General features: G+C 39.3%; 15 protein-coding genes. 4 read left to right on the top strand and 11 right to left on the bottom strand.

The window, feature by feature from the left end; all coding sequences use genetic code 11:
* Window positions 1–9: 9 nt before the first annotated feature.
* The gene (locus tag GQO80_RS14760) at window positions 10–6,510 is read right to left on the bottom strand and encodes a M14 family zinc carboxypeptidase (protein WP_157209134.1); all 6,501 of its coding nucleotides are present in this window, start codon (window positions 6,508–6,510) and stop codon (window positions 10–12) included.
* 439 nt (window positions 6,511–6,949) lie between these two features.
* Here GQO80_RS14760 and nhaD point away from each other — a divergent pair, with 439 nt between their 5' ends.
* Window positions 6,950–8,260 carry a sodium:proton antiporter NhaD gene (gene nhaD / locus GQO80_RS14755; protein ID WP_157209133.1) on the top strand — a complete coding sequence of 437 codons (1,311 nt, stop codon included), beginning with the start codon at window positions 6,950–6,952 and terminating at the stop codon, window positions 8,258–8,260.
* A gap of 122 nt (window positions 8,261–8,382) precedes the next feature.
* On the opposite strand, the gene dnaN is transcribed toward nhaD, so the two are convergent.
* The 5 genes from dnaN to GQO80_RS14730 form a co-directional block, all read right to left on the bottom strand.
* Window positions 8,383–9,501: a DNA polymerase III subunit beta gene (gene dnaN / locus GQO80_RS14750; RefSeq protein ID WP_157209132.1), complete on the bottom strand. Its 1,119-nt coding sequence runs from the start codon at window positions 9,499–9,501 to the stop codon at window positions 8,383–8,385.
* Between the two features lie 121 nt (window positions 9,502–9,622).
* Window positions 9,623–11,269 (bottom strand): gliding motility-associated ABC transporter substrate-binding protein GldG, encoded by a 1,647-nt coding sequence (gene gldG, locus GQO80_RS14745; protein WP_157209131.1) that lies wholly within the window; start codon window positions 11,267–11,269, stop codon window positions 9,623–9,625.
* Window positions 11,270–11,279: 10 nt separating this feature from the next.
* Window positions 11,280–11,774 carry a hypothetical protein gene (locus GQO80_RS14740; protein WP_157209130.1) on the bottom strand — a complete coding sequence of 165 codons (495 nt, stop codon included), beginning with the start codon at window positions 11,772–11,774 and terminating at the stop codon, window positions 11,280–11,282.
* Entirely contained in the window at window positions 11,771–12,490 is a 720-nt protein-coding gene (gldF, locus tag GQO80_RS14735) for a gliding motility-associated ABC transporter permease subunit GldF (RefSeq protein ID WP_157209129.1), read from the bottom strand. The genes GQO80_RS14740 and gldF overlap by 4 nt, the downstream gene beginning before the upstream one ends.
* 166 nt (window positions 12,491–12,656) lie before the next feature.
* Window positions 12,657–13,523 carry an SAM hydrolase/SAM-dependent halogenase family protein gene (locus GQO80_RS14730; RefSeq protein WP_157209128.1) on the bottom strand — a complete coding sequence of 289 codons (867 nt, stop codon included), beginning with the start codon at window positions 13,521–13,523 and terminating at the stop codon, window positions 12,657–12,659.
* Between the two features lie 241 nt (window positions 13,524–13,764).
* Between GQO80_RS14730 and GQO80_RS14725 the strand changes: the two genes are divergently transcribed.
* The 3 genes from GQO80_RS14725 to GQO80_RS14715 all read left to right on the top strand — a co-directional run bounded on the left by GQO80_RS14725 (window position 13,765) and on the right by GQO80_RS14715 (window position 16,654).
* Window positions 13,765–14,718: a PhoH family protein gene (locus GQO80_RS14725; protein WP_157209127.1), complete on the top strand. Its 954-nt coding sequence runs from the start codon at window positions 13,765–13,767 to the stop codon at window positions 14,716–14,718.
* 261 nt (window positions 14,719–14,979) lie between these two features.
* A complete protein-coding gene (locus tag GQO80_RS14720; RefSeq protein ID WP_157209126.1) occupies window positions 14,980–15,492 on the top strand; it encodes a hypothetical protein in 513 nt (170 codons plus the stop codon).
* A 214-nt stretch (window positions 15,493–15,706) separates the two neighbouring features.
* Window positions 15,707–16,654 carry a phosphoribosylaminoimidazolesuccinocarboxamide synthase gene (locus tag GQO80_RS14715; RefSeq protein WP_157209125.1) on the top strand — a complete coding sequence of 316 codons (948 nt, stop codon included), beginning with the start codon at window positions 15,707–15,709 and terminating at the stop codon, window positions 16,652–16,654.
* A 239-nt stretch (window positions 16,655–16,893) separates the two neighbouring features.
* Here GQO80_RS14715 and pckA read toward each other — a convergent pair whose 3' ends face one another.
* From pckA to GQO80_RS14690, 5 genes are all read right to left on the bottom strand, one after another.
* Window positions 16,894–18,513: a phosphoenolpyruvate carboxykinase (ATP) gene (gene pckA / locus GQO80_RS14710; protein ID WP_157209124.1), complete on the bottom strand. Its 1,620-nt coding sequence runs from the start codon at window positions 18,511–18,513 to the stop codon at window positions 16,894–16,896.
* A gap of 397 nt (window positions 18,514–18,910) precedes the next feature.
* Window positions 18,911–19,624: a DUF3307 domain-containing protein gene (locus tag GQO80_RS14705; RefSeq protein WP_157209123.1), complete on the bottom strand. Its 714-nt coding sequence runs from the start codon at window positions 19,622–19,624 to the stop codon at window positions 18,911–18,913.
* Window positions 19,618–20,223, bottom strand: a complete 606-nt coding sequence (locus GQO80_RS14700) for a transcriptional regulator (protein ID WP_157209122.1) — start codon at window positions 20,221–20,223, stop codon at window positions 19,618–19,620. Before GQO80_RS14700 ends, GQO80_RS14705 begins: the two co-directional genes overlap by 7 nt.
* Window positions 20,224–20,329: 106 nt before the next feature.
* Window positions 20,330–21,082, bottom strand: a complete 753-nt coding sequence (locus GQO80_RS14695) for an NYN domain-containing protein (RefSeq protein ID WP_157209121.1) — start codon at window positions 21,080–21,082, stop codon at window positions 20,330–20,332.
* A 136-nt stretch (window positions 21,083–21,218) separates the two neighbouring features.
* The gene (locus GQO80_RS14690; protein ID WP_157209120.1) at window positions 21,219–22,256 is read right to left on the bottom strand and encodes a DUF4932 domain-containing protein; all 1,038 of its coding nucleotides are present in this window, start codon (window positions 22,254–22,256) and stop codon (window positions 21,219–21,221) included.
* Between the last annotated feature and the right edge of the window lie 118 nt (window positions 22,257–22,374).

Raw genomic sequence — 22,374 nt, 5'->3', positions numbered from 1 at the left:
GGCATTAAATTAATATTTAACCAATCTTTTAAGAATAGAAGTGCCTGTTTTTGTACTAGTGATTTTTAGTAAATAAGGCGCTTGCTCTAGTCTGTTCAAGTCGGAAACAGTAATGGTTCCATTTAAGCTAGAATATGCTTTATCAAACACCAATCTTCCATTCAAGTCGAATATTTTAATATGAAATGCACTGTTGTTGAATTTTAACGGTAATTTAATAAGGATGGCATTGTTAAATGGATTAGGCGTAATTAACACATTTCCAAGATTAACATCCTCTATTTCTAACGAACCGTCTAAAGTAGCAGGATTGCAATCATCATCGATTCCATTGCCAGGTATTTCTGTTATTCCTGGGTTGATGTTCGCATTGGTGTCATCACAATCGTTGTTATTAATCGCATAACCAACAGGTGCATTACAATCTAGTATGGTTGTCTCTGAAGTGCCATAACCATCGCCATCAGCATCTATATAGAATACTTGTGGCGTTCCTGTATTTTCCCAAGCACAAGTACCAGTATTGAACATAAAGTTGTCCCAACAGTTAACAGTAGCCGGTTGCGCCGGTTGTGTGCCGGTTACGACCCAAGCACAGGTATTGGTGTCAAAGGTTGCGGATTCGTAGCAAGCCAGAGCTGGTTGTACAGGCTGTGTGCCGGTTACGACCCATGAACAGGTATTGGTGTCAAAGGTCGCGGACTCATAGCAAGCCAAGGCAGGTTGCGCCGGTTGTGTGCCGATTACGTCCCAAGAACAAGTTCCCGTATTGAAGGTCGCCGTTTGGTAACAAGCCAAGGCAGGTTGCGCCGGCTGCGTTCCGGTTACCACCCACGCACAGGTATTGGTGTCAAAGGTCGCGGATTCGTAGCAAGCCAGAGCAGGTTGCGCCGGTTGCGTTCCGGTTACCACCCACGCACAGGTATTGGTGTCAAAGGTCGCGGACTCATAGCAAGCCAAGGCAGGTTGCGCCGGTTGTGTGCCGGTTACCACCCAAGCACAGGTATTGGTATCAAAGGTCGCGGACTCATAACAAGCCAAAGCAGGTTGCGCCGGTTGCGTTCCGGTTACCACCCATGCACAGGTATTCGTATCAAAGGTCGCCGTTTCATAACAAGCCAAGGCAGGTGGCGCCGGTTGCGTGCCGGTTACGTCCCAAGAACAAGTTCCCGTATTGAAGGTTGCGGATTCGTAGCAAGCCAAGGCCGGTTGCGCCGGTTGCGTGCCCGTTACCACCCACGCACAGGTATTCGTGTCAAAGGTTGCGGACTCATAACAAGCCAAGACAGGTTGTGCAGGTTGTGTGCCGGTTACGTCCCAAGAACAAGTTCCCGTATTGAAGGTTGCGGATTCGTAGCAAGCCAAAGCAGGTTGCGCCGGTTGCGTGCCGGTTACCACCCATGAACAGGTATTGGTGTCAAATGCTGCGGATTCGTAGCAAGCCAATGCAGGTTGTGCAGGTTGTGTTCCCGTTACGTCCCAAGAACAAGTTCCCGTATTGAAGGTCGCCGTTTGGTAGCAAGCCAAGGCAGGTTGCGCAGGCTGTGTGCCGGTTACCACCCACGCACAGGTATTCGTGTCAAAGGTTGCGGACTCATAACAAGCCAAAGCTGGTTGTGCCGGTTGTGTGCCGGTTACCACCCATGCACAGGTATTCGTGTCAAAGGTCGCTGACTCATAACAAGCCAAGACAGGTTGCGCAGGCTGTGTGCCGGTTACCACCCATGAACAGGTATTGGTGTCAAAGGTCGCGGATTCATAGCAAGCCAAAGCAGGTTGCGCCGGTTGCGTTCCGGTTACAACCCATGAACAGGTATTGGTATCAAACGTTGCCGTTTGGTAACAAGCCAAAGCAGGTTGTGCAGGCTGTGTTCCGGTTACCACCCACGCACAGGTATTGGTGTCAAAGGTCGCGGACTCATAACAAGCCAAAGCTGGTTGTGCCGGTTGTGTGCCGGTTACCACCCACGCACAGGTATTCGTGTCAAATGTCGCGGATTCATAACAAGCCAAGGCAGGTTGCGCCGGTTGCGTTCCGGTTACAACCCATGAACAGGTATTGGTATCAAACGTTGCCGTTTGGTAACAAGCCAAGGCAGGTTGTGCAGGCTGTGTGCCGGTTACGTCCCAAGAACAAGTTCCCGTATTGAAGGTCGCCGTTTGGTAGCAAGCCAAAGCAGGTTGCGCCGGTTGTGTGCCGGTTACCACCCAAGCACAGGTATTGGTATCAAAGGTCGCGGACTCATAACAAGCCAAGGCAGGTTGCGCCGGTTGCGTGCCGGTTACGACCCATGCACAGGTATTGGTGTCAAAGGTCGCGGATTCATAACAAGCCAAAGCTGGTTGTGCCGGTTGCGTTCCCGTTACCACCCACGCACAGGTATTGGAGTCAAATGTTGCGGATTCGTAGCAAGCCAAGGCAGGTTGTGCCGGTTGTGTTCCCGTTACGTCCCAAGAACAAGTTCCTGTATTGAAGGTAGCCGTTTGGTAGCAAGCCAATGCAGGTTGCGCCGGTTGCGTGCCGGTTACGTCCCAAGAACAAGTTCCCGTATTGAAGGTCGCCGTTTGGTAACAAGCCAAGGCAGGTTGCGCAGGCTGTGTTCCGGTTACCACCCATGCACAGGTATTGGTGTCAAAGGTCGCGGATTCATAGCAAGCCAAAGCAGGTTGCGCCGGTTGCGTTCCGGTTACAACCCATGAACAGGTATTGGTATCAAACGTTGCCGTTTGGTAACAAGCCAAAGCAGGTTGTGCAGGCTGTGTTCCGGTTACCACCCACGCACAGGTATTGGTGTCAAAGGTCGCGGACTCATAACAAGCCAAAGCTGGTTGCGCTGGTTGCGTTCCGGTTACCACCCACGCACAGGTATTGGTGTCAAAGGTCGCCGTTTGGTAACAAGCCAAAGCTGGTTGCGCCGGTTGCGTTCCGGTTACGTCCCAAGAACAAGTTCCTGTATTGAAGGTAGCCGTTTGGTAGCAAGCCAAGGCAGGTTGTGCCGGTTGCGTTCCGGTTACGTCCCAAGAACAAGTTCCCGTATTGAAGGTCGCCGTTTGGTAGCAAGCCAAGGCAGGTTGCGCAGGCTGTGTGCCGGTTACGACCCATGCACAGGTATTGGTGTCAAACGTCGCCGTTTGGTAGCAAGCCAAAGCAGGTTGCGCAGGCTGTGTGCCGGTTACGTCCCAAGAACAAGTTCCCGTATTGAAGGTCGCCGTTTGGTAACAAGCCAAAGCTGGTTGTGCCGGTTGCGTGCCGGTTACCACCCAAGCACAGGTATTGGTGTCAAAGGTTGCGGATTCGTAGCAAGCCAAGGCCGGTTGCGCCGGTTGTGTGCCGGTTACCACCCACGCACAGGTATTGGTGTCAAAGGTTGCTGTTTCATAGCAAGCAATAGTTGGCGGAGCAGGTTGGATGCAACTTGGTAATATATTTATTGTATAATCTTCTACTTCGCCATAATCAAATGAACCACATGAGGCAGGTAGCGTATTATATCTTAGAGCGACCCTCATTCTAGTAGATCCTAACGATGCACTACTGGGGATAGTAATATTTCCAGTTATGGGTGTAGTTTGTGATGCGGAGCTATTCACTATTTGTTCACCAGCATCTAAAAAGTCACCATCTTTATTATAATCTATCCATACACTAATAGCTTCATTATATTTAGTTCCTGGCCATATTTTAGTTATTGAAATTGGATATGATGAATTTAATGTAACATCGGTTGAAATAGAAGTGAAGTTAGTATAGCCACCAGTACCAGCGCCAGAGGTGTTATTGATACTTCCAAAAGTGACATTTCCGATGTATTCATCGGAAGTATTGTTGCCATTGGCTGTACAATAAGTTACAGCAGTTGTTGTAAAGTTATAAGAGGCGGAATATGCAGAATTGTTCATGCCACAATTACTTCTAACTTGTACTTCATAGTTGGTTGAAGCTGTTAAGCCACTAAGATTTGTGGTAGCTGATGTTAAACCTGTAATAGTTGTCCATGTTGTTGCTCCAACGGTTCTGTATCTTAAATCGTAAGTCGCAGATGGAATATTGTCCCAGTTTACTGTTGCACTAATTGGGGTGATTGAAGCTGCTAGAATATTACTAGGAATAGTTGTAACGCAAGGTATTTGAATGTTTATAACCTTAAAATCATCAAAAGAGAAACCTTCGAAATCCATATTTACATAACCGTCATCCCTATTGTTGCTATCTGTTTTGAATTCAAATCTAAAATAAACGGTTGGTTGATTGAATAAAAATGAATTTGTGGAAGCATCAATAACTATTTCTTCCATATACCATTTGCCCTGTGTGTCGCCATCATATAATGGTTCTCCATCTGGTTGAAAATTATTTGATGTTGTGGTTTTATTGGAATATGTATTATTAGCATTTGGAGCTCCTGGTTTGGTGAGTCTGCCACATAAAGGTGTCCAGGTAGTTCCATTGGTAGAACCTTCTATTTGAACATAATCAAAACTACGTTCTAAATCCCATTTAGCATAATATTGAATTAAAGCCGTAGGCATACCCGTTAAATTAACCGGATTTGTGTTTCTTATGGTTTTTGATTCATTATTTGCGTAAGTTGCTGTATTGGTTGATGTTATCGCTTTTGTTCCAGAGTAAGCAGCATTGGTCGTGTACCAGGTTCCTCCAGCAGTTGTCCAGTTTGTTAGATTTGTAACGTCCGGATTGTCGTTAAAAAGAAGGGACGGGTTGTAATGTTTTCTAATATTAGCTTCGTATAAAATGTTATCGGAAGCATAATTGTTTCTAAGGGTTACTTTATATTCTATAATATCGTTTGCTTGTGTGCTAGGGCTTAGGGTATAGCTAATATTTACATTGTTTTGTTGTAAAATAGCCATTCCAGATTGGGTACTAGCGGCACCAACGGATAAGATATTTGAGGAAATTGGTGTAACTGTTAATGTAAAATCACTGGCAGTTTGCCCTAAGTTTTCAATGGCGAACTTTAAGTTTCCAGATAGCGATGTGATATTGCTTGGGGTGAAATCATGCAGTTTTGCATATTTACCACTATAATATGCCGCTAAAAAATTCATGCGCATGGCATTTTTAGCAATGGGTAAATAATTGGATGGTGCTGGCCAAAAACCTCCGAAAGAGCCACCTGTTCCTTGAGAAGATAAACCATTTTCTGGTGTCCAAGATAATGTATTTTTACCTGAGCCTGTTCCAGTTGGGGTTCCGTTTGAACTTGTGCCCGCTGGCCCCCCTTGCATCCAGTCGTTCATATTGCCACTATTTATATAGCTGATTTGAGTACTGGGGCCATGGGCAAACCTGTTAAAGAAAGTGATATCGTGATTATATTTTGAATATTCGTCAGCTCTAGAATTTGGCTGGACAACACCCGCATAAGCATGTAAGGCTGCATTTTTGTATGAGTGATGATTTAATGCTATTTTAAAGTTATGCTGTAAACAAAAATCTCTCATAATTTGGGTTTCTTTCTCCGAAAATGCCCCAGTACCCATATAAGTATCATCGCATGGATCGGTTGAAGAGCCCCCGTTGCCCCAATAATATGCAGAATTTCTATTCAAATCGATGCCATACATGTAAGTGGAACAACTTCCAGCGGTTGTATTCCTGTTTTTTCGTTGGCCACCGCCTCCATTTGGAGCTTGTGTCTGGTTATAAACAAAACCATCGGGATTGAAAACGGGTATAAAATAGAGTTCTTGGTTATTTACCAGGTTTCTAATGCTCGGATTTGTCGCATAATTTTCAAGGATATACCACATGAAATACAATTGGTTCATAACGGTAGCAGCTTCCCTTGAATGTATTAATGATTGGTATAATGTTTCAGGTTCATTGACTTCGTCTATATCCGGATTGTCTGAGATTCTAACCATGTAAACCGTTCTTCCTTCAGCTGTTAGTTGATTTGTTGGAGATGCATTTACTTTGGCTGAAATTAGATTAGGATACTGGACACGCATATCATCTAATTCTTGAAGCACCATATCATAAGTTAAACAGCCACCAAAAGAATTAGGAGCAGGATTAGGGTTTAAATTCCAATTTAAAGGTATTTCCCAATCAATTTCATCACATTCTTCATATTGACCGATATTATCAACCAGTACTTGCTTAATACTATAAGACTTGTCTTTTAAAGTAGCAGATTTGGATTTTTTTCTAGATTTTGCAGCAGATTTCATTTGCTGGATTTCTAAAGTTGCTTTTGGCAAATCTTCGGTAGCTCGTTTACTATAAAACTCCTGCATATTATCTATTAAAACCATGTAATTGATACCAGCATTTTTTAAATCTTGTAGTAAATGTTCTTCAAGCTCAATTTCAAGCGTATTACCTTTAAATACGGCACCACAGCTTAAATCAATCCCTTCTTGGTCTAATGTTTTAATTAAAGATGGTGTTACATTGGAAATTAAAACCTTTTTATAAAGTTCTTGAGAGAAACTCAAGTGCAACGTAAACAAGAATACACTTAATAAAGTAATTTTTTTCATGAGAGGTTAGGTTAGATTTTTAGCAATTGTTTTATTTTATTCAAATAAATCTTGGGGTAAATATAGAATTAAAATTCAATAATCATCTGCAAAATGCATAAAAAATCGTTGAAATGCATATTTTTTTTATTTTGAAGTCATTTTGAAGCTATAAATAAAGCCGTTTTCTTTCATTAAAACCTTGCGTCTTTATTTACTTTTACGTTAAAATTTCGTGTTAATTTAGTCCGTTTTTACAATCGGTGCGGTATTTACATTATTCCATTACAGAGGTAACGTATTTATCCTGATATTATAATTTTTTCTTTTTTGTTGTCACAAAAGGCGCTTAAAAATATTTTTTATTGCGACCAATAAATAATCGATAAATACAAAATAAGTAATTGGTTTTTAGTTTACATTTATGGTGATTTTTTAAAAAAAATAACCAAACCATACCATGTATATAGCCATCATCCTCATTTTTAGCATCGGCTACCTAGCCATTGCCCTAGAACATCAAATTAAAATAAATAAAACGGCCTCGGCACTTTTAACGGGCGTTTTGTGCTGGGTCTTGCTCGTTGTAGGAAGAGGCACTATGTTTTCGGGAATACCGGGCGATGCGGAATCGTTAAGTTTTATATCGGAAGCACTTTTGCAGCATGTTGGTGAGATTTCTGAAATATTATTTTTCCTTCTTGGTGCTATGACGATTGTGGAGCTTATTGATGCCCATGAAGGTTTTTCTATCATAACCGATAGAATTAGAATAACCAACCGCGTTAAACTTATTTGGGTGCTCAGTTTTATTACGTTTTTCCTGTCGGCTGCCTTGGATAACTTAACCACGGCTATCGTGATGTCGGCCCTTTTGAAAAAAATGATAACCGATAAAAAAGATTTATGGCTTTTTGCGGGTATCATAATTATTGCCGCAAATGCTGGGGGTGCTTGGTCGCCCATAGGCGATGTTACAACCATCATGTTGTGGATTGGGGGACAAATTACCGCCAGTAACATCATCATGCAGGTTTTATTGCCAAGTATTGTTTGTTTAGCGGTACCCTTACTCATTTTAAGTGTTACGCTAAAAGGTGATATTGCGGCTTCGCAAGCCTCTATGGACGTTCATAACAAAGACAGGCATGCGGTTGCAAGCTTTGATAAAACACTGGTGTTTTGCGTTGGCATTGGGGCCTTATTGTTTGTGCCCATTTTTAAGAGTATCACCCATTTGCCACCTTTTATGGGCATTCTTTTTGGTTTAAGCGTAATGTGGATTATTACCGAGGTATTGCACCGTAAAAAAGAGGAGCCCCAAAAACAATCACTTTCAATCATTACGGTTTTACAGCGTATCGATACTCCAAGCATCCTGTTTTTTCTTGGTATTTTAATGGCGGTTGCAGCTTTGCAATCGGGTGGGCATTTGTTGCAGCTCGCTACGACTTTAGATGCTAATTTTGACAGTATTTATGTGGTAAATACCTTTATAGGCATCTTATCATCTGTTATAGACAATGTGCCCATGGTTGCGGGCGCTATGGGCATGTATTCCTTGGAAACCTATCATGTAGATCATGCTTTTTGGGAACTATTGGCCTATTGTGCCGGTACGGGAGGTAGTATTTTAATTATAGGTTCGGCAGCAGGTGTTGCCATAATGGGCATTTTTAAAATTGATTTTATTTGGTACCTTAAAAAAATATCCCTGTTGGCGCTTTTGGGTTATTTGGCAGGAATTGCCACTTATATGGTTTTGAACTGAAAATTTTTAAGGCATAAAAAAAGTTATTAAGTTACTGGGTTATTAAGGTAAAGTCCAATAACCCAATAACCCAATAACTAAATTACTTAACAACCCAATACCTTTAATCCGATTGTCCTCTATCAAGAATTCAACATCACCGGCATCACAAGCATCGTTATCTGTTCACCTTCGTCCAAGCCATCAACAGGTGTTAAAATACCGGCTCTATTGGGCATGCTCATTTCAAGTTGTACATCGTCCGAACTTAAATTATTGAGCATTTCAGTTAAAAAGCGCGAGTTGAAACCAATTTGCATATCGTCGCCTTGGTAATCGCAGGTTAAACGTTCTTCGGCTTTGTTGCTGTAATCAATATCTTCCGCCGAAATATTAAGCTCTGCGCCCGCAATTTTCAAACGTATTTGATGGGTGGTCTTGTTTGAAAAGATGCTTACACGACGTACCGAGTTTAAAAACTGGGTTCTATCGATCATTAATTTATTAGGATTTTCTTTAGGGATTACCGCTTCGTAATTTGGATATTTGCCATCAATCAACCGACAAATGAGCTCTGAATTATCAAAAGTGAATTTGGCATTCGAGTCGTTGTATTCAATGGTCACTTCATTTTCACTGCCCGCTAAAATACCTTTCAACAAATTTAATGGTTTTTTCGGCATGATAAATTCTGCTACTTGACTTGCGGTAATGTCCTCACGGGTATATTTCACCAATTTATGCGCATCGGTAGCCACAAATGTAAGGCCTTGGGTTGAAAACTGAAAAAACACACCGCTCATTACGGGGCGCAGATCATCGTTTCCGGCAGCAAAAATGGTTTTGCTTATGGCCGATGCCAGCACGTCGCCAAGAATAACGGTTTTGCTAGGGTCTTCAAGTGAAACCGCTTTTGGGAATTCATTGCCGTTGGCATAGGCCAGTGCATATTTACCATAGTTGGAGCTTATCTCTACGGTGTTGTTTTCCGCAACAACAAAAGTAAGGGGTTGCTCTGGAAAAGTTTTTAAAGTATCTAACAGCAATCGGGCGGGTATGGCAATGTTGCCTGTGCTTACGCTTTCTACTTCCAGCGACGATGACATGGTCGTTTCTAGGTCGCTTGCGGAAACGGTTAACGTCGATTGATCTAATTCAAATAAGAAATTATCTAAAATAGGTAAGGTATTTGAGTTATTTATTACACCACCTAAAACCTGTAATTGTTTTAACAAATAGGTACTTGATACTATAAATTTCATTTATAAAGCGTCGTTTAAGTTTAAAATTCTATTACCTACAAATATATTCCATACAGATTAATATAGGAAACAAACTTATTAACATTTATTGGTATGGAATAGCTGCTTTTTATAGCCTTTTTTATTGCGGTTTGGTGTATTTTTTCTTCCTAAAATAATTAAAAAGTACCCCAAAAATAGCCAATAGCACAAGCGGCAGTAAAATGTTTATAAGTTGCCATTTTGTTTTTTCGGACGCTATTTTTTCCTGATCCAAGAAGGTAACGGCTATCTTTTTTGAACGGATGTTTATAAGTCCGTTATCGTCCAATAAATAATTTACGGCATTTAGCAAAAATTCCTTGTTGCCGTAGGTTTGTCCGGTCCATTTGTCAAAACCCAATTCTTGCGGAGAGTTTCTATATACCTCGTTTTTAATAACATCCCCATCGGCAATCACAATCATTTTTGTAGGGATGCTTTTGGTAATTTCCTTTTTTAGTTTGAAAGGTTTCACACGGTTACTATATACCGAAGGAAATTGGCCTTCCAACAAAACGGCCAAGTTTTGGTTGCCTTTGTTGAAGCTTGCCGGGTCCAGCTCCTGGGTTACCACTTCCAAACTAATTTCGCGAGGGGTACCTTCTAGCTTGCTTAATGGGGCACTTTCTAGCAAAATGGTTTTTTTGATGCTATTCTTTAAAGTGTCGATTTGATTGGCAAAATCAAATTTCACCAAATTCAAATTGTTAACAATGGGGTGGTCGCTAAGTGTGGAGGCCAATGGGGAATAGGGCCACCGTAGGTGTTGGAATTGCGATTCGCTGCCTTCGCCCATGGCAAGTGTGATGGGCGCCGAGTAAAGTGTACTTACAATATCTGGATTTATGCGAACCCCATATTTAAAAAAGAAATCGGTTAGGTTTAAGTCGCGGGGCATGGCAAAATTTTTGCCCAAATCGTTGTACAAACTGTCCTTTTCCATGGCTACGGCATCAACAAGCCATAAGCTTTTACCACCGTTCATGGTGTATTGGTCCAATACCAGTTTTTCAGTTTCGGTAAATGCTTCGGTTGGTTTTGCTGAAATGATTAAATCGAACTGCTCCAAACCATCCAAAGTTTTTTGCGGGTTTACTGCCACACTATCCAGCGTGTAAGGCGCAATGCGGTAGTATTCACCAATTTTCCGAATAAAATCGGCCATATATTTATCGGGCAATTGCTTGTTGCCTCTTAAAATGGCGATTTTTTTACTTTTTGGGTTTGTTAATTTGCTAAAACCGTCGGCAAAGGCATATTCCAGATGTTGTACCGAGTTGGTTACCAAATCTTGTTGCGAGGCCCCAATTTTGTTTTTTACTAATGGGATGCTAATGGTTTCGTTGTTGTAACTGGCCAGGGCCCACGGAAAAATAATGGCCTGCGATGCTTTTCCGCTTTCCTGCACGCTTAATTGCATAGGTGTCAATCCCCGTTGGGTAAGCTGTTGGATGTTGCGGTCGCGGGTGGCATCGTCTTCTAAAGGATTTATAAAATTGAAAACGATGTTGCTGTTTTTTGCTGAAAATTCTTCGAGTAATTGTTTGGTTTCGCTTTGAAGGCGCCTAAATTCTGAAGGAAAATCGTCTCCGCTTAAAAACACATCCACAATGAGGGGCGACTCTACATTTTTGACAATTTTTAGGGTGGCATCGCTTAAGGTATAGCGTTTGTCTTCGGTTAAATCAAACCGTTTAAAAACAAAACTGCTCACATAGTTTATGGCAATTAAAACGATTGCCAACATGCCGATATGTTTAAGGTGCTTCTTCAAATTTGGTCTCTAATTGATATTGCTTGATGCTTGCTACGGTGTTGTTTTTAAATTCCAGTTCCAAACACTCTTGCATCATGTTGAACGCCCCTGGTTTGTAGCCTAAATTGTAATTCCATTTATCGGGCGAATTGGCCTTAATGCTATCGTCCCAACCATACCATTCACTGGTGCCCAAAATGGCTTTTACTTCTTTTTTCGTTTTACCTAAAAACAGGTTTTTATTGGTTATTTCGTTGCTCATCTCGTAACGATAGGCTGGTTTTTCTGCCCATGCTTCGGCATCAAAATGCTTTTCGTGGTGGTAGCTACTAAAAATGTTGAGCAATGGATAAAACACAAAAAAATAAACAACCGGTGTAAGTGCCAAACTTATGATAAAGCTCAACCACTTGCGCTTATCGATGGTATTGGTAAATAGCCAAACCAGAATAAAAAGGACTATTAAAATGATGACGAATGCTGGTGTAAAAATCATTTTTTTTCGTTGTTAATGTTAAGTTTTGTAAGTATTAAGAAGAAGCTGGCAACGCTTAAAAAATAGATGATGTCGCGTGTATCCAGAACACCACGGCTCATGCTTTTGTAGTGTGCGTTCATGCCCAATTGTTCGATAAAATTATTCGATGTAAAATCGGCAATACCCTCAAAACCAATATAAAATAAGAAACAAATAAAAACAGAGCTAATAAAAGCCACGATTTGGTTATCGGAAAGTGTTGAGGTAAAAATACCAATAGCGGTGTACGATGCAATTAAAAAAAGCAATCCAAAATAGGAGCCCAAGGTGCTGCCTACATCTAAATAGCCCTCAGGATTGCCCAGTGCATAAACCGTAAACACATATAATAAGGTTGGAAAAAGCGCTATTAAAATTAATATAAACGCACCAAAAAATTTGCCCAACACAAGGTTGGTGTGCGAAATGGGTTTTGTGAGCAGCAATTCCAAGGTGCCTTGTTTTTTTTCATCGGAAAAACTGCGCATGGTTACCGCAGGAATGAGGAACATTAAAATCCAGGGCGCCAGCAAAAAGAAGGCTGATAAATCGGCAAATCCGTAATCCAAAATGTTGTACTCGCCCTTGAACAGCCATAAAAACAACCCATTGAGCAACAAAAAAATGGCAATAACCAAATAACCTATGGGCGATGCAAAAAATGAGTTTATTTCTTTTTTTAAAATGGCGAACATGGGTTGTTTTGGAAGTTAAAAGTTAGAGGTTAAAGGTAGAAAGTGCTTAATGGTTTTACGGTTCAGGTTTTTTGGTTTCAAGGGTCAAAATTACTAAGAATTATCACAATGTTACAGGGTTAAGCACTATTTTTTAATTTTGGAATTATGAAGTTTGTTGTACGGGTTAAAAATCATCAAGTTCTTTGGGCAAAATGGATTCGGTGCTAAAATTTACGCTAACGGAATCCATCAAATCCAGCCCCATTAAAGTTGAAGCGCCACCCGTTGTGGTGGTGTTGCTTTTATAAATGGCAATTTCCAAAAAACCGCCCGAATTAAAAACCACAAGACCTTTGCCTTCGTCATGGCGTTTTTCCTCAGGAATATCAAAATTCACGATGTCGCTATATTTATGGTATATTTTCTTGAATTTGTGGCTTCGTGCCGAAATTTCAAAAGCACGCCCTTTTTGTATGGTCTCAAAAAAAGATTTTTTTATGTTGGTAATCACGTTTCCGTAGTTATCAATATAAATCGCGCTCCCTACAATTTGGGTTTTGTCGTCGTTTACAAAAGGCTTGATGTTTTTAATGGGCTTAATTTCCGTAATGGTTTTACCTACCACATCAAGGGTGCCGCCACGAGCAATGTGGCAAGCTACTTTCACAAAAATATCGAGCACAGGAAAACTGGTGTGTATTTTATCGTGAATATTGATTTCCACAATTTTTTCGGGCACAATTTCAGCACAAATCATGCTTAAAATGCCATTATTGGCACAAATAAAATAATGGTCGTCCAGTTTTATGGCAATGTGCTTGTTTTCCTTGTTAATTTCAGAATCGATACCAATTAAATGAATCGTGCCCTTGGGAAAACTGCGATAGGCATTTTGAATGATATAGCCCGCTTCAAGAATGTTGAAGGGTGATACGGAATGAGAGATATCAACAATTCTAATATCTGGCAATTCACAGTAAATGGCCCCTTTAGTAGCACCTACAAAGTGATCTTTTTCACCAAAATCGGTAGTTAGTGTAATAATCGCCATGGGCAAATTGTTGATATGTTTTTAAGGTTGTGCACTCAAATTTGTTTATTTTTGAGTTTTAACGGATGAGCAACAAACCTACATAAATTTTTTGTTTTCATTTTTATATTTAACATGAAAAATGTAGGTTTATCAAAGCCATTTATCACATTAAAATAGCAGCATAAATTTAACAAATCATTTTAATTGAAAACGGATTATTCGCAATAATCTAATACAAATTTTAACCTATCCCACGCCATTGAACGAAATAATCATAGAACTTGAAGAAGTGACGCCAAAAGATTTTTTTGGAGCACATAACGCCAATATCGAACTTTTAAAAAAATACTTTCCCAAACTTAAAATTGTAGCTCGGGGCACTAAAATCAAGGCTTTTGGTGATGATGAATTACTGGAGGAATTTAACCGCCGTATGAATATGCTCATTCAGCATTTTGCCAAATACAATAAATTGGACGAGAACGTGATCGAGCGCGTACTTACCAGTAAAAGTAGCGACGATTATGCCACCAGCGCTTCCAGTGGCGATGTTTTGGTGCACGGTGTTGGGGGCAAGCTTATTAAGGCCCAAACCGCCAACCAACGCAAATTGGTAGAGAGCATGCGAAAAAACGACATGGTTTTTGCCATTGGGCCAGCAGGCACCGGAAAAACCTATACGGGGGTAGCTTTGGCTGTTCAAGCACTTAAAAACAAGGAAGTTAAGCGTATTATTTTAACACGACCTGCGGTTGAGGCAGGAGAGAACCTGGGGTTTTTACCGGGCGATCTAAAAGAAAAACTAGACCCTTACATGCAACCTTTGTACGATGCCCTGCGCGATATGATCCCTGCCGAAAAATTGGCCATGTACATAGAAAATGGTACCATACAAATTGCCCCATTGGCTTTTATGCGCGGTCGCACTTTGGATAATGCCTTTGTAATTTTAGATGAAGGCCAGAATACTACGCACAACCAAATGAAAATGTTTTTGACCCGTATGGGAAAAAATGCCAAGTTTTTATTAACGGGCGATCCGGGACAAATAGATCTACCACGCCGAACCATTTCCGGATTAAAAGAAGCATTGTTGATATTGAAGAACGTAGAAGGCGTAGGCATGATATTTTTAGATGATAACGACGTAATTCGTCACCGTTTGGTGAAAAAGGTTATTGAAGCCTATAAAAGCATTGAAAATATTGAATAGTAATGCAGTTGTTTAGAAATAAAGAAATTGAGTTATTGAGACATTAAGTTATTAGTGCAGTGCCTTATTAAATTTAGGATGGCGTCGTTTTTAAAGAATCGAGTTGTTGTATTATTTGGTTTTCAATAACCAATAACCAATAACCCAACATCCCCTCAAATCCCATTCCCTTAATTCTGTAAATTTTATTGAAAATCATGTAAAACGTTTTCTTGATAGATTACTGAGATTTGTAACATAATCATTTAAAAAAGAAACAACATGAAAAAAGTCATTTTAATTGCCGGATTATTCGGGTTTAGTCAATTGTTCGCGCAACAAACGGACATCGATATCACACCAGACAATTCTTGGTTAAAAGCAGGAATTACTGCAGGAGTACCGGTAGGCGATGCAAACGATATTGCATCTTTTAATGTAGGTTTGGATTTACGCGGGCAATATTTGGTAAACCCCAATTTTGGTATTGGTATCGCCTCTGGTTATAGCCACTTCTTTGGAAAAGATGGTGTTGACGATTTTGGAGTTATTCCCGCAGCGGCATTTGTTCGCTATTACTTTACACCAAAAGGGCTGTTTTTTGGTGCCGACCTAGGTTATGGTTTTTTAACAAACGTGGATAATAACGAGGGTGGTTTATATGTAAACCCTCAAATAGGTTACCACAACCGAGACTGGAATTTGTATGCCTTCTATCAAAACACGTTTGCTGATAACGATTTTGATCTGCAAACAGTAGGCGTGGGGGTTACCTATAACATTAGGTTTAATTAAATAAGCAATGCATTGATTTGTTCGCCAAATCACTGCGCGTAACGGAAGCAATCTGTATGATGTATGTCAAAAAAGTATTTTGGCAAGCCGCATACGATTGCTTCCGTTCTTCAATACAGCGTAAACAAGTCTTTTAGTGCGCTTTTTTTATTTAGTTATTGTTTGGCATCACTAAACAAATTACATTTGCAATACTAACAATGGGCTACTTCTAATGAATACAATCACAACCACCAATTTCAATTTTCCTGGTCAAAAAAGCGTTTATAAAGGCAAAGTAAGAGAAGTTTACAACATAAACGACGAACAATTGGTCATGATTGCCACCGATAGGCTTTCTGCTTTTGATGTGGTAATGCCAAAAGGTATTCCGTATAAAGGGCAAATACTAAACCAAATTGCCACCAAAATGATGGCAGCCACCCAAGATTTGGTGCCCAATTGGTTAACCGCCACCCCCGATCCAAACGTAGCCGTAGGGCATTTGTGCGAACCCTTTAAGGTGGAAATGGTTATTCGTGGCTATATGTCTGGACATGCGGCGCGCGAATATAAAGCAGGAAAACGTGAGTTATGCGGTGTGGCGATGCCCGAAGGGATGAAAGAAAATGATGCGTTTCCAGAACCTATCATTACGCCGGCAACCAAAGCGGAAATGGGCAACCATGATGAAGATATTTCTAGGGAAAACATTTTAAGGCGAGGCATTGTAAGTGAAGCCGATTATGTGGTGTTGGAAGATTATACCCGTAAACTGTTTAAACGAGGTAGTGAAATTGCAGCATCACGTGGGTTGATTTTAGTGGATACCAAATACGAGTTTGGGAAAACAAAAGAAGGCAACATTGTATTGATTGATGAAATACACACCCCCGATTCTTCACGATATTTTTATGCCGATGGGTATGAAGACCGTCAAGCCAAAAACGAACCCCAAAAACAATTAAGCAAAGAATTTGTGCGCCAATGGCTTATAGCCAATAACTTCCAAGGCCTAAAAGGGCAAACCGTACCGTTTATGAGCGACGACTATATTGAAACCGTTAGCGAACGTTATATTGAACTTTACGAAAACATCACCGGCGAAACTTTTGTAAAAGGCGATGTTTCAAACATCCAGGAACGCATCGAACGGAATGTATTGGCGTATTTGAAGCATTAAAATTTCAAATGGAATTTATAGTTAATTCTATAAAGGTGCAAATTCAATTTTAGGCAAAAGTGCTTCAAGTGATGGCCTAATCGTTAACTAATTTATTTCCACACGAAAATTTTTCTATGGAGGGCGTTTGGTAAACCCGACAATTTTCAAATTATACGACTATTCATTATAAAAAAACATCTGCCTGTAAGTTCCTTGGACCTACAAACAGATGTTTTAATTGTTATAACTTTAAAAAATTAGGCTTCTACAGCTTTGTCTTCTAAGGTTGGTCCAGCTGGAACCAAAGCAAGTCCTTCTGGGGTATCGCAATATTGCTCGAAGTTTTTAATGTAAAGAGCCGCTAGTTTTTTAGCTTTTGTTTCCCATTCTGCAACATCTTTGTAGGTGTTTCTTGGGTCTAAAATATTGCTTACCGTTGGTAATGCTTTTGGTGCCGTTAGGTTTAAGAAAGGAATATCAACCGTTTCGGCTTTATCAATAGAACCGTCTAAAATGGCATCAATAATGGCACGTGTATCTTTTAACGAAATTCGTTTTCCGGTACCGTTCCAGCCTGTGTTCACTAAATAGGCTTTTGCGTTGTGTTCTTTCATTTTGGCAACCAATGTAGATGAGTACATGGTTGGTCTTAATGTTAAGAACGCTTCACCAAAGGCAGGAGAAAACGATGGGGTTGGTTCGGTAATGCCTCTTTCGGTTCCGGCTAATTTTGATGTAAACCCGCATAAGAAATGGTATTGTGCTTGGTCTTCGTTTAAAATTGACACTGGAGGCAACACACCAAAAGCATCGGCAGATAAATAGATGATTTTGCTGGCGTGTCCTGCTTTTGAGGGCAATACAATTTTATTGATATGGTAAATGGGGTAAGAAACCCTTGAGTTTTCGGTAATGGAATGGTCATAGTAATCTACATCGCCATATTCGTCAACAACCACGTTTTCTAGTAAGGCATCCCTTTTAATGGCTCTCCAAATGTCTGGTTCGTTCTTTTCGCTCAAATCAATTACTTTGGCATAGCAACCACCTTCAAAGTTAAATACGCCATTATCGTCCCAACCGTGCTCATCATCACCAATTAAATAACGTTTTGGATCGGCCGATAAGGTAGTTTTTCCGGTTCCTGAAAGTCCGAAAAACACAGCAACATCACCTTTTTCACCCACGTTTGCAGAACAGTGCATGGATGCAATGCCTTTTAATGGTAAGTAGAAGTTCATCATGGCAAATATGCCTTTTTTCATTTCGCCACCGTACCAAGTACCACCAATAATTTGTATTTTTTCGGTTAAATTGAATACCACAAAGTTTTCAGAATTTAATCCGTGCTGTTTCCAGTTAGGGTTTACGGTTTTTGAACCATTCATAATTACAAAGTCTGGTTCTCCAAAGTTTTCTAGCTCGTGAATGGATGGCCTGATAAACATATTGGTAACAAAGTGTGCTTGCCACGCCACTTCCATAACAAAGCGTACTTTTAGGCGGGTATCGGCGTTGGTACCGCAAAATGCATCTACAACATATAATTTAGGCGAAGAGGAAAGTTGCTCTAAAACCAAACCTTTTAATTCTTGGTACACTTCATTACTGGTTGCCATATTTACTGAATTCCAGTCGATGGTGTCTTTAGTAATATCGTCTTTTACAATATATCTATCTTTAGGGGAACGTCCTGTAAAAACACCGGTTTTTACGGCTACGGCACCTGTTGATGTTTGAGCTCCTTTTTCAAATCCTTTCCTTTTATGTGAAATTTCAGATTCAAATAATTCTTGATATGAAGGGTTGTATGCCACCTCATGATAACCTGTAATTCCCAAATCGTGTAACTCCTGAATAATTTTGATATTCTTCATTGTAATTTGTTTTTAAATATTTATTAGTAATCTTTTTATTTATTTTCTATACAAATTTAACGAAACAAAAAGCTTAAGGATATGACAAATATCAGTTAAACAGTGTTATTGATTAAAACTTTTTTTATTTCACAAAGTATTGATTTTTAGTGTTTTAAAAAGAAAAATTGTTGAAAAATTTTCTCGAAATCGTTTGCGTTTCACTCCCAAAAATACGGTAAATTATTTTTTTTATTTTTTTTTCGGAAAATAAAGTTGAAAATTTTATAAAATACCAACGTAAAGAAATAACTGGATTTTTTTCTTTTTATGATGTTTAGATGGCTGTTTTTTTTTGAAACGACATGCAATTGTTTCTTTTAAATGAATTTAAAAAAAACTGCATTTCAAAGGGTGTTTATAAATGGTTGGCTAAATCCACCAAATAGTTATAGCCCATGGCCGTTGCTATGGCTATGCCAAAACTTAAAAGGGTACCTATTAAAATGTATTCGGTTAGGTTTCTGTCTTCACTTTTTGTTAAATCGCCAAAACGGAATATCGATTTTGCGGCCAATAGAAAGCCAATGCCTTGCCAATAATTAATTACGATGAACAGGAAAATAAACAATCGCTCTAAAATGCCTATGTACTTTCCAGCTTGGTTTTTGGAAGTTTCTTTTAATTTCCATTTGGACATGAGCGTTTTAATGATGACAGACGACACGTAAGTTGTTATTAAAAGTGCCGTTATGAGCAATAGCGATTGGGCCGTATATATTGGAGCCATATCAATTTGGAACGGTTGATAATATTGAACCACGCCAAAAATAACCGCAAAATGCAATAGTTGGTCTGCAAAAAACAAGATTCGGGCTTCCACTTTTTTTTCTAAATGAAGCTTAGCCACATCGATGCCATAATGCGAACCGATGATGAGCAACATGCCCAACCAATAACTAAAATTGAATTGAAGCGCCAAAATTAATAACCCCGTATGGATGGCAATATGTGCATACAGGTACTTTGATGCGTGTTTTTTCTTTTTTTTATGGGCAATCCATGTATCGGGCTGAAATAAAAAATCGCCCATTAAGTGCGCCACTATAAATTTTAAGGCCAGTGTTAACATAGTTTTTCTATTTCGTGTTGGTAGTAATGAAGTAGTTTCTGTATTTCGTAAAATCCGCCCCGTTTTAAACTTGTGCTAATGTTGCTTTGTTTTTTATTGAGCATGGTTGCGAGTGCCTCTTGGTTGGTGTTTGGGTCACATTCCAATGCGGTTTTAATAATGAGTGCCGAGGTTGGCGACCACGCATCCATGGTTAGCGAAGCAAGGTCGCACATTAAATTAAGGGTGTTGTCGAAGTCGTTCCAAGCGGTTTTGATGGCGAGCGTTTGTTTTTTGAGCTTTTCAAACGAATGGCCCGAATACATAAATGCGCTTCCGTTCGATTCGGTTATTTTATCCGATTGGTATGTTTTTTCACCAATGCCTATGGCAAGTCGCGCATCTAAGGTTTTAAACTGTTTTATAGCCGATTTTATTAGGATGGCAACCTGTAATGCATCCTGTGGCTTTGTTTCTATTTGAAAACTATCGCCTCGGTATATTTCCCAGTGTTTGGGTTCTTCGCCATAGGTGTTCAGTACTTTTTTTAGTTCTGGAAGCCATTGTTTGGCACCTATTTGTCTGGAATTGACAATATCCCCGGTTATAATTGCTATCATGTTTGGCTTTTTTGAGTTATTCAAATATATATGCTTTTTTGCATATAATAAAATATATATGCTTTTTTAAATATATTTTAAATTATATATGGATTAATAAATAGCATTAGCGTCGCTTTTTTTTGGGGGCAGCGGTTTTTTTAAGACGCACAAAAATTAATTTATAGCGGCTTTTGGGGTTTTCGCGCTGTTCCAGTTCAAAACGGTCTATGGATTTTATTAAAGGCGTAAGCTTATCAAAACCAAAGTTTCTGGAATCGAAATTTGGTTGTTTTTTTTGTAACAAACTGCCAACGTCGCCAAGAAAGGCCCAACCATCATCGTCGGATACGTCGGCAATGGTAGTGGCAATCAGTTCAATGTCTTTTTGGGTAATGGTGTCCACGTTGTCTTTGGCGGCTTCCACATCAATATCTTGACGGTCGGCCTTGTTCTTCAAAATTTCAACATAAATAAACTTATCACAAGCCACAATAAAGGGGTTGGGTGTTTTCTTTTCGCCAATACCAATAACTTGCATGCCCGCTTCGCGCAATCGAACGGCGAGTCGTGTAAAATCGCTATCGCTGGAAACGAGGCAAAAACCGTTTACTTTACTAGAGTACAGAATATCCATGGCATCAATGATCATGGCAGAATCGGTTGCGTTTTTTCCTGTGGTGTATCCGTATTGCTGAATGGGCGTTATGGCATTTTCAAGCAACAGGTTTTTCCATTTTGACAGGTGTGGTTTGGTCCAATCGCCATAAATCCGTTTAATGGTAGGGTTGCCATATTTGGCTATTTCTTCCATCATTTCCTTAACGTGGGCCGAAGGGATGTTATCGCCATCAATTAATACTGCTAGATTTGTATCCATATTTTTTTGTTTGTTGTGTGTAGCGTGTTTTAAGCATTAAAGTTAGCAAATATATCACAGATAGAAAGAACGTTAGGGTTTTTGTAAGTGGCTAAAACCAGCCATTGGATTATAATAAGGTGTTGGGAAATGGCTTTTATTTCATTCGTTCAATTAAAATGGGATAAAACTTATTAAAGTTTGGATATTTTTCTCTGTTCTTTTCATAAGTTTTTAAAATTTCCACAAAATTTTCCACCAATGAAAATCCAATGGCTATTTCATAGTCTAAAAGTTCTTTTGCTTTTTTTGCTCCAAAATGCTTCTCTGTAATTTTTATTGTTGTTGCTCTTAACAAAAGTTCGTTAAAAACATACTTCCATTCACTATATCCTTCTTGATTTCCTGCTTTTATTAAGTTTTGGGTATAATATTTATCTTTAAGTTTTTCTATTTCAGAAGCGTATTTTTCCAATAAAGGATTTACAAACGAGTGTCCGAATTCGTGTAAAATCATATCCATTTCTATATAATCTTTACCAAAATACGGAATATGTTCAATTTCTCCATTGGGTCCAATTATGGCATAAACTTGTTTTTTTCCATTTTCTATGAATTCTGCATTGAAACCTCCTGAATGAACTAAAGGCGAAAGGATTAAATTATATGAACCCAATTTAGTTCCGTAATATGTTTCTAAATAGGTTGGAAGCTCTTGAATAGATTTAGATGCTTTTACTTGATTAAGTACTTTTTCATTTAATGGTTTAATTTCAGTTAAATATACTTGAAACAATGAATCTTGGTTGAAAGAAATAAACTCTTTTTTGAAATTTTCAATTATATCATTGCTTTCGGCGAAAGGATAAGGTTTTGCTACTTCTCTTACTTTATTTAATTCAGGAAATTTATCGAACTGTAGCGCCCAGTCTGTAACTTTATAAAAATTAAATCCGTGGTTTTTAGTTAACGTGTCAAATAAAATTACTGCTTTATGGTTTTTCAGGGCATCGAGATTTTTTCTCAACTTTGATTTATAGAGGTTATCGTGATTGCTGACTAAAAAATAATTATCTAAAAATGCTATTGAATAGATTGTCTCAATTCTTTCGTCAATTGAAATGTTTAATTCCGATTTTTGTCCGATACCTTTTGATGAAGCCAAAAGCAGAATTAGCAAAATAATTTTTTTCATTTATTGTGTTTTCTAATAAAAACTAATTTTATTTCAAATTCGGTTTGGTATATGAGCTGTGGCGTTTTTGCGTGTGTGGGTTTTCCGTAGCAAAATCAGAAGCTAGCAAACAAAGCAA

Source organism: Mariniflexile maritimum, assembly GCF_009746565.1.
Taxonomy (GTDB): domain Bacteria; phylum Bacteroidota; class Bacteroidia; order Flavobacteriales; family Flavobacteriaceae; genus Mariniflexile; species Mariniflexile maritimum.
The sequence above is the reverse complement of the archived record's forward strand: the minus strand, read 5'-3'. Positions and strand labels throughout refer to the sequence as shown.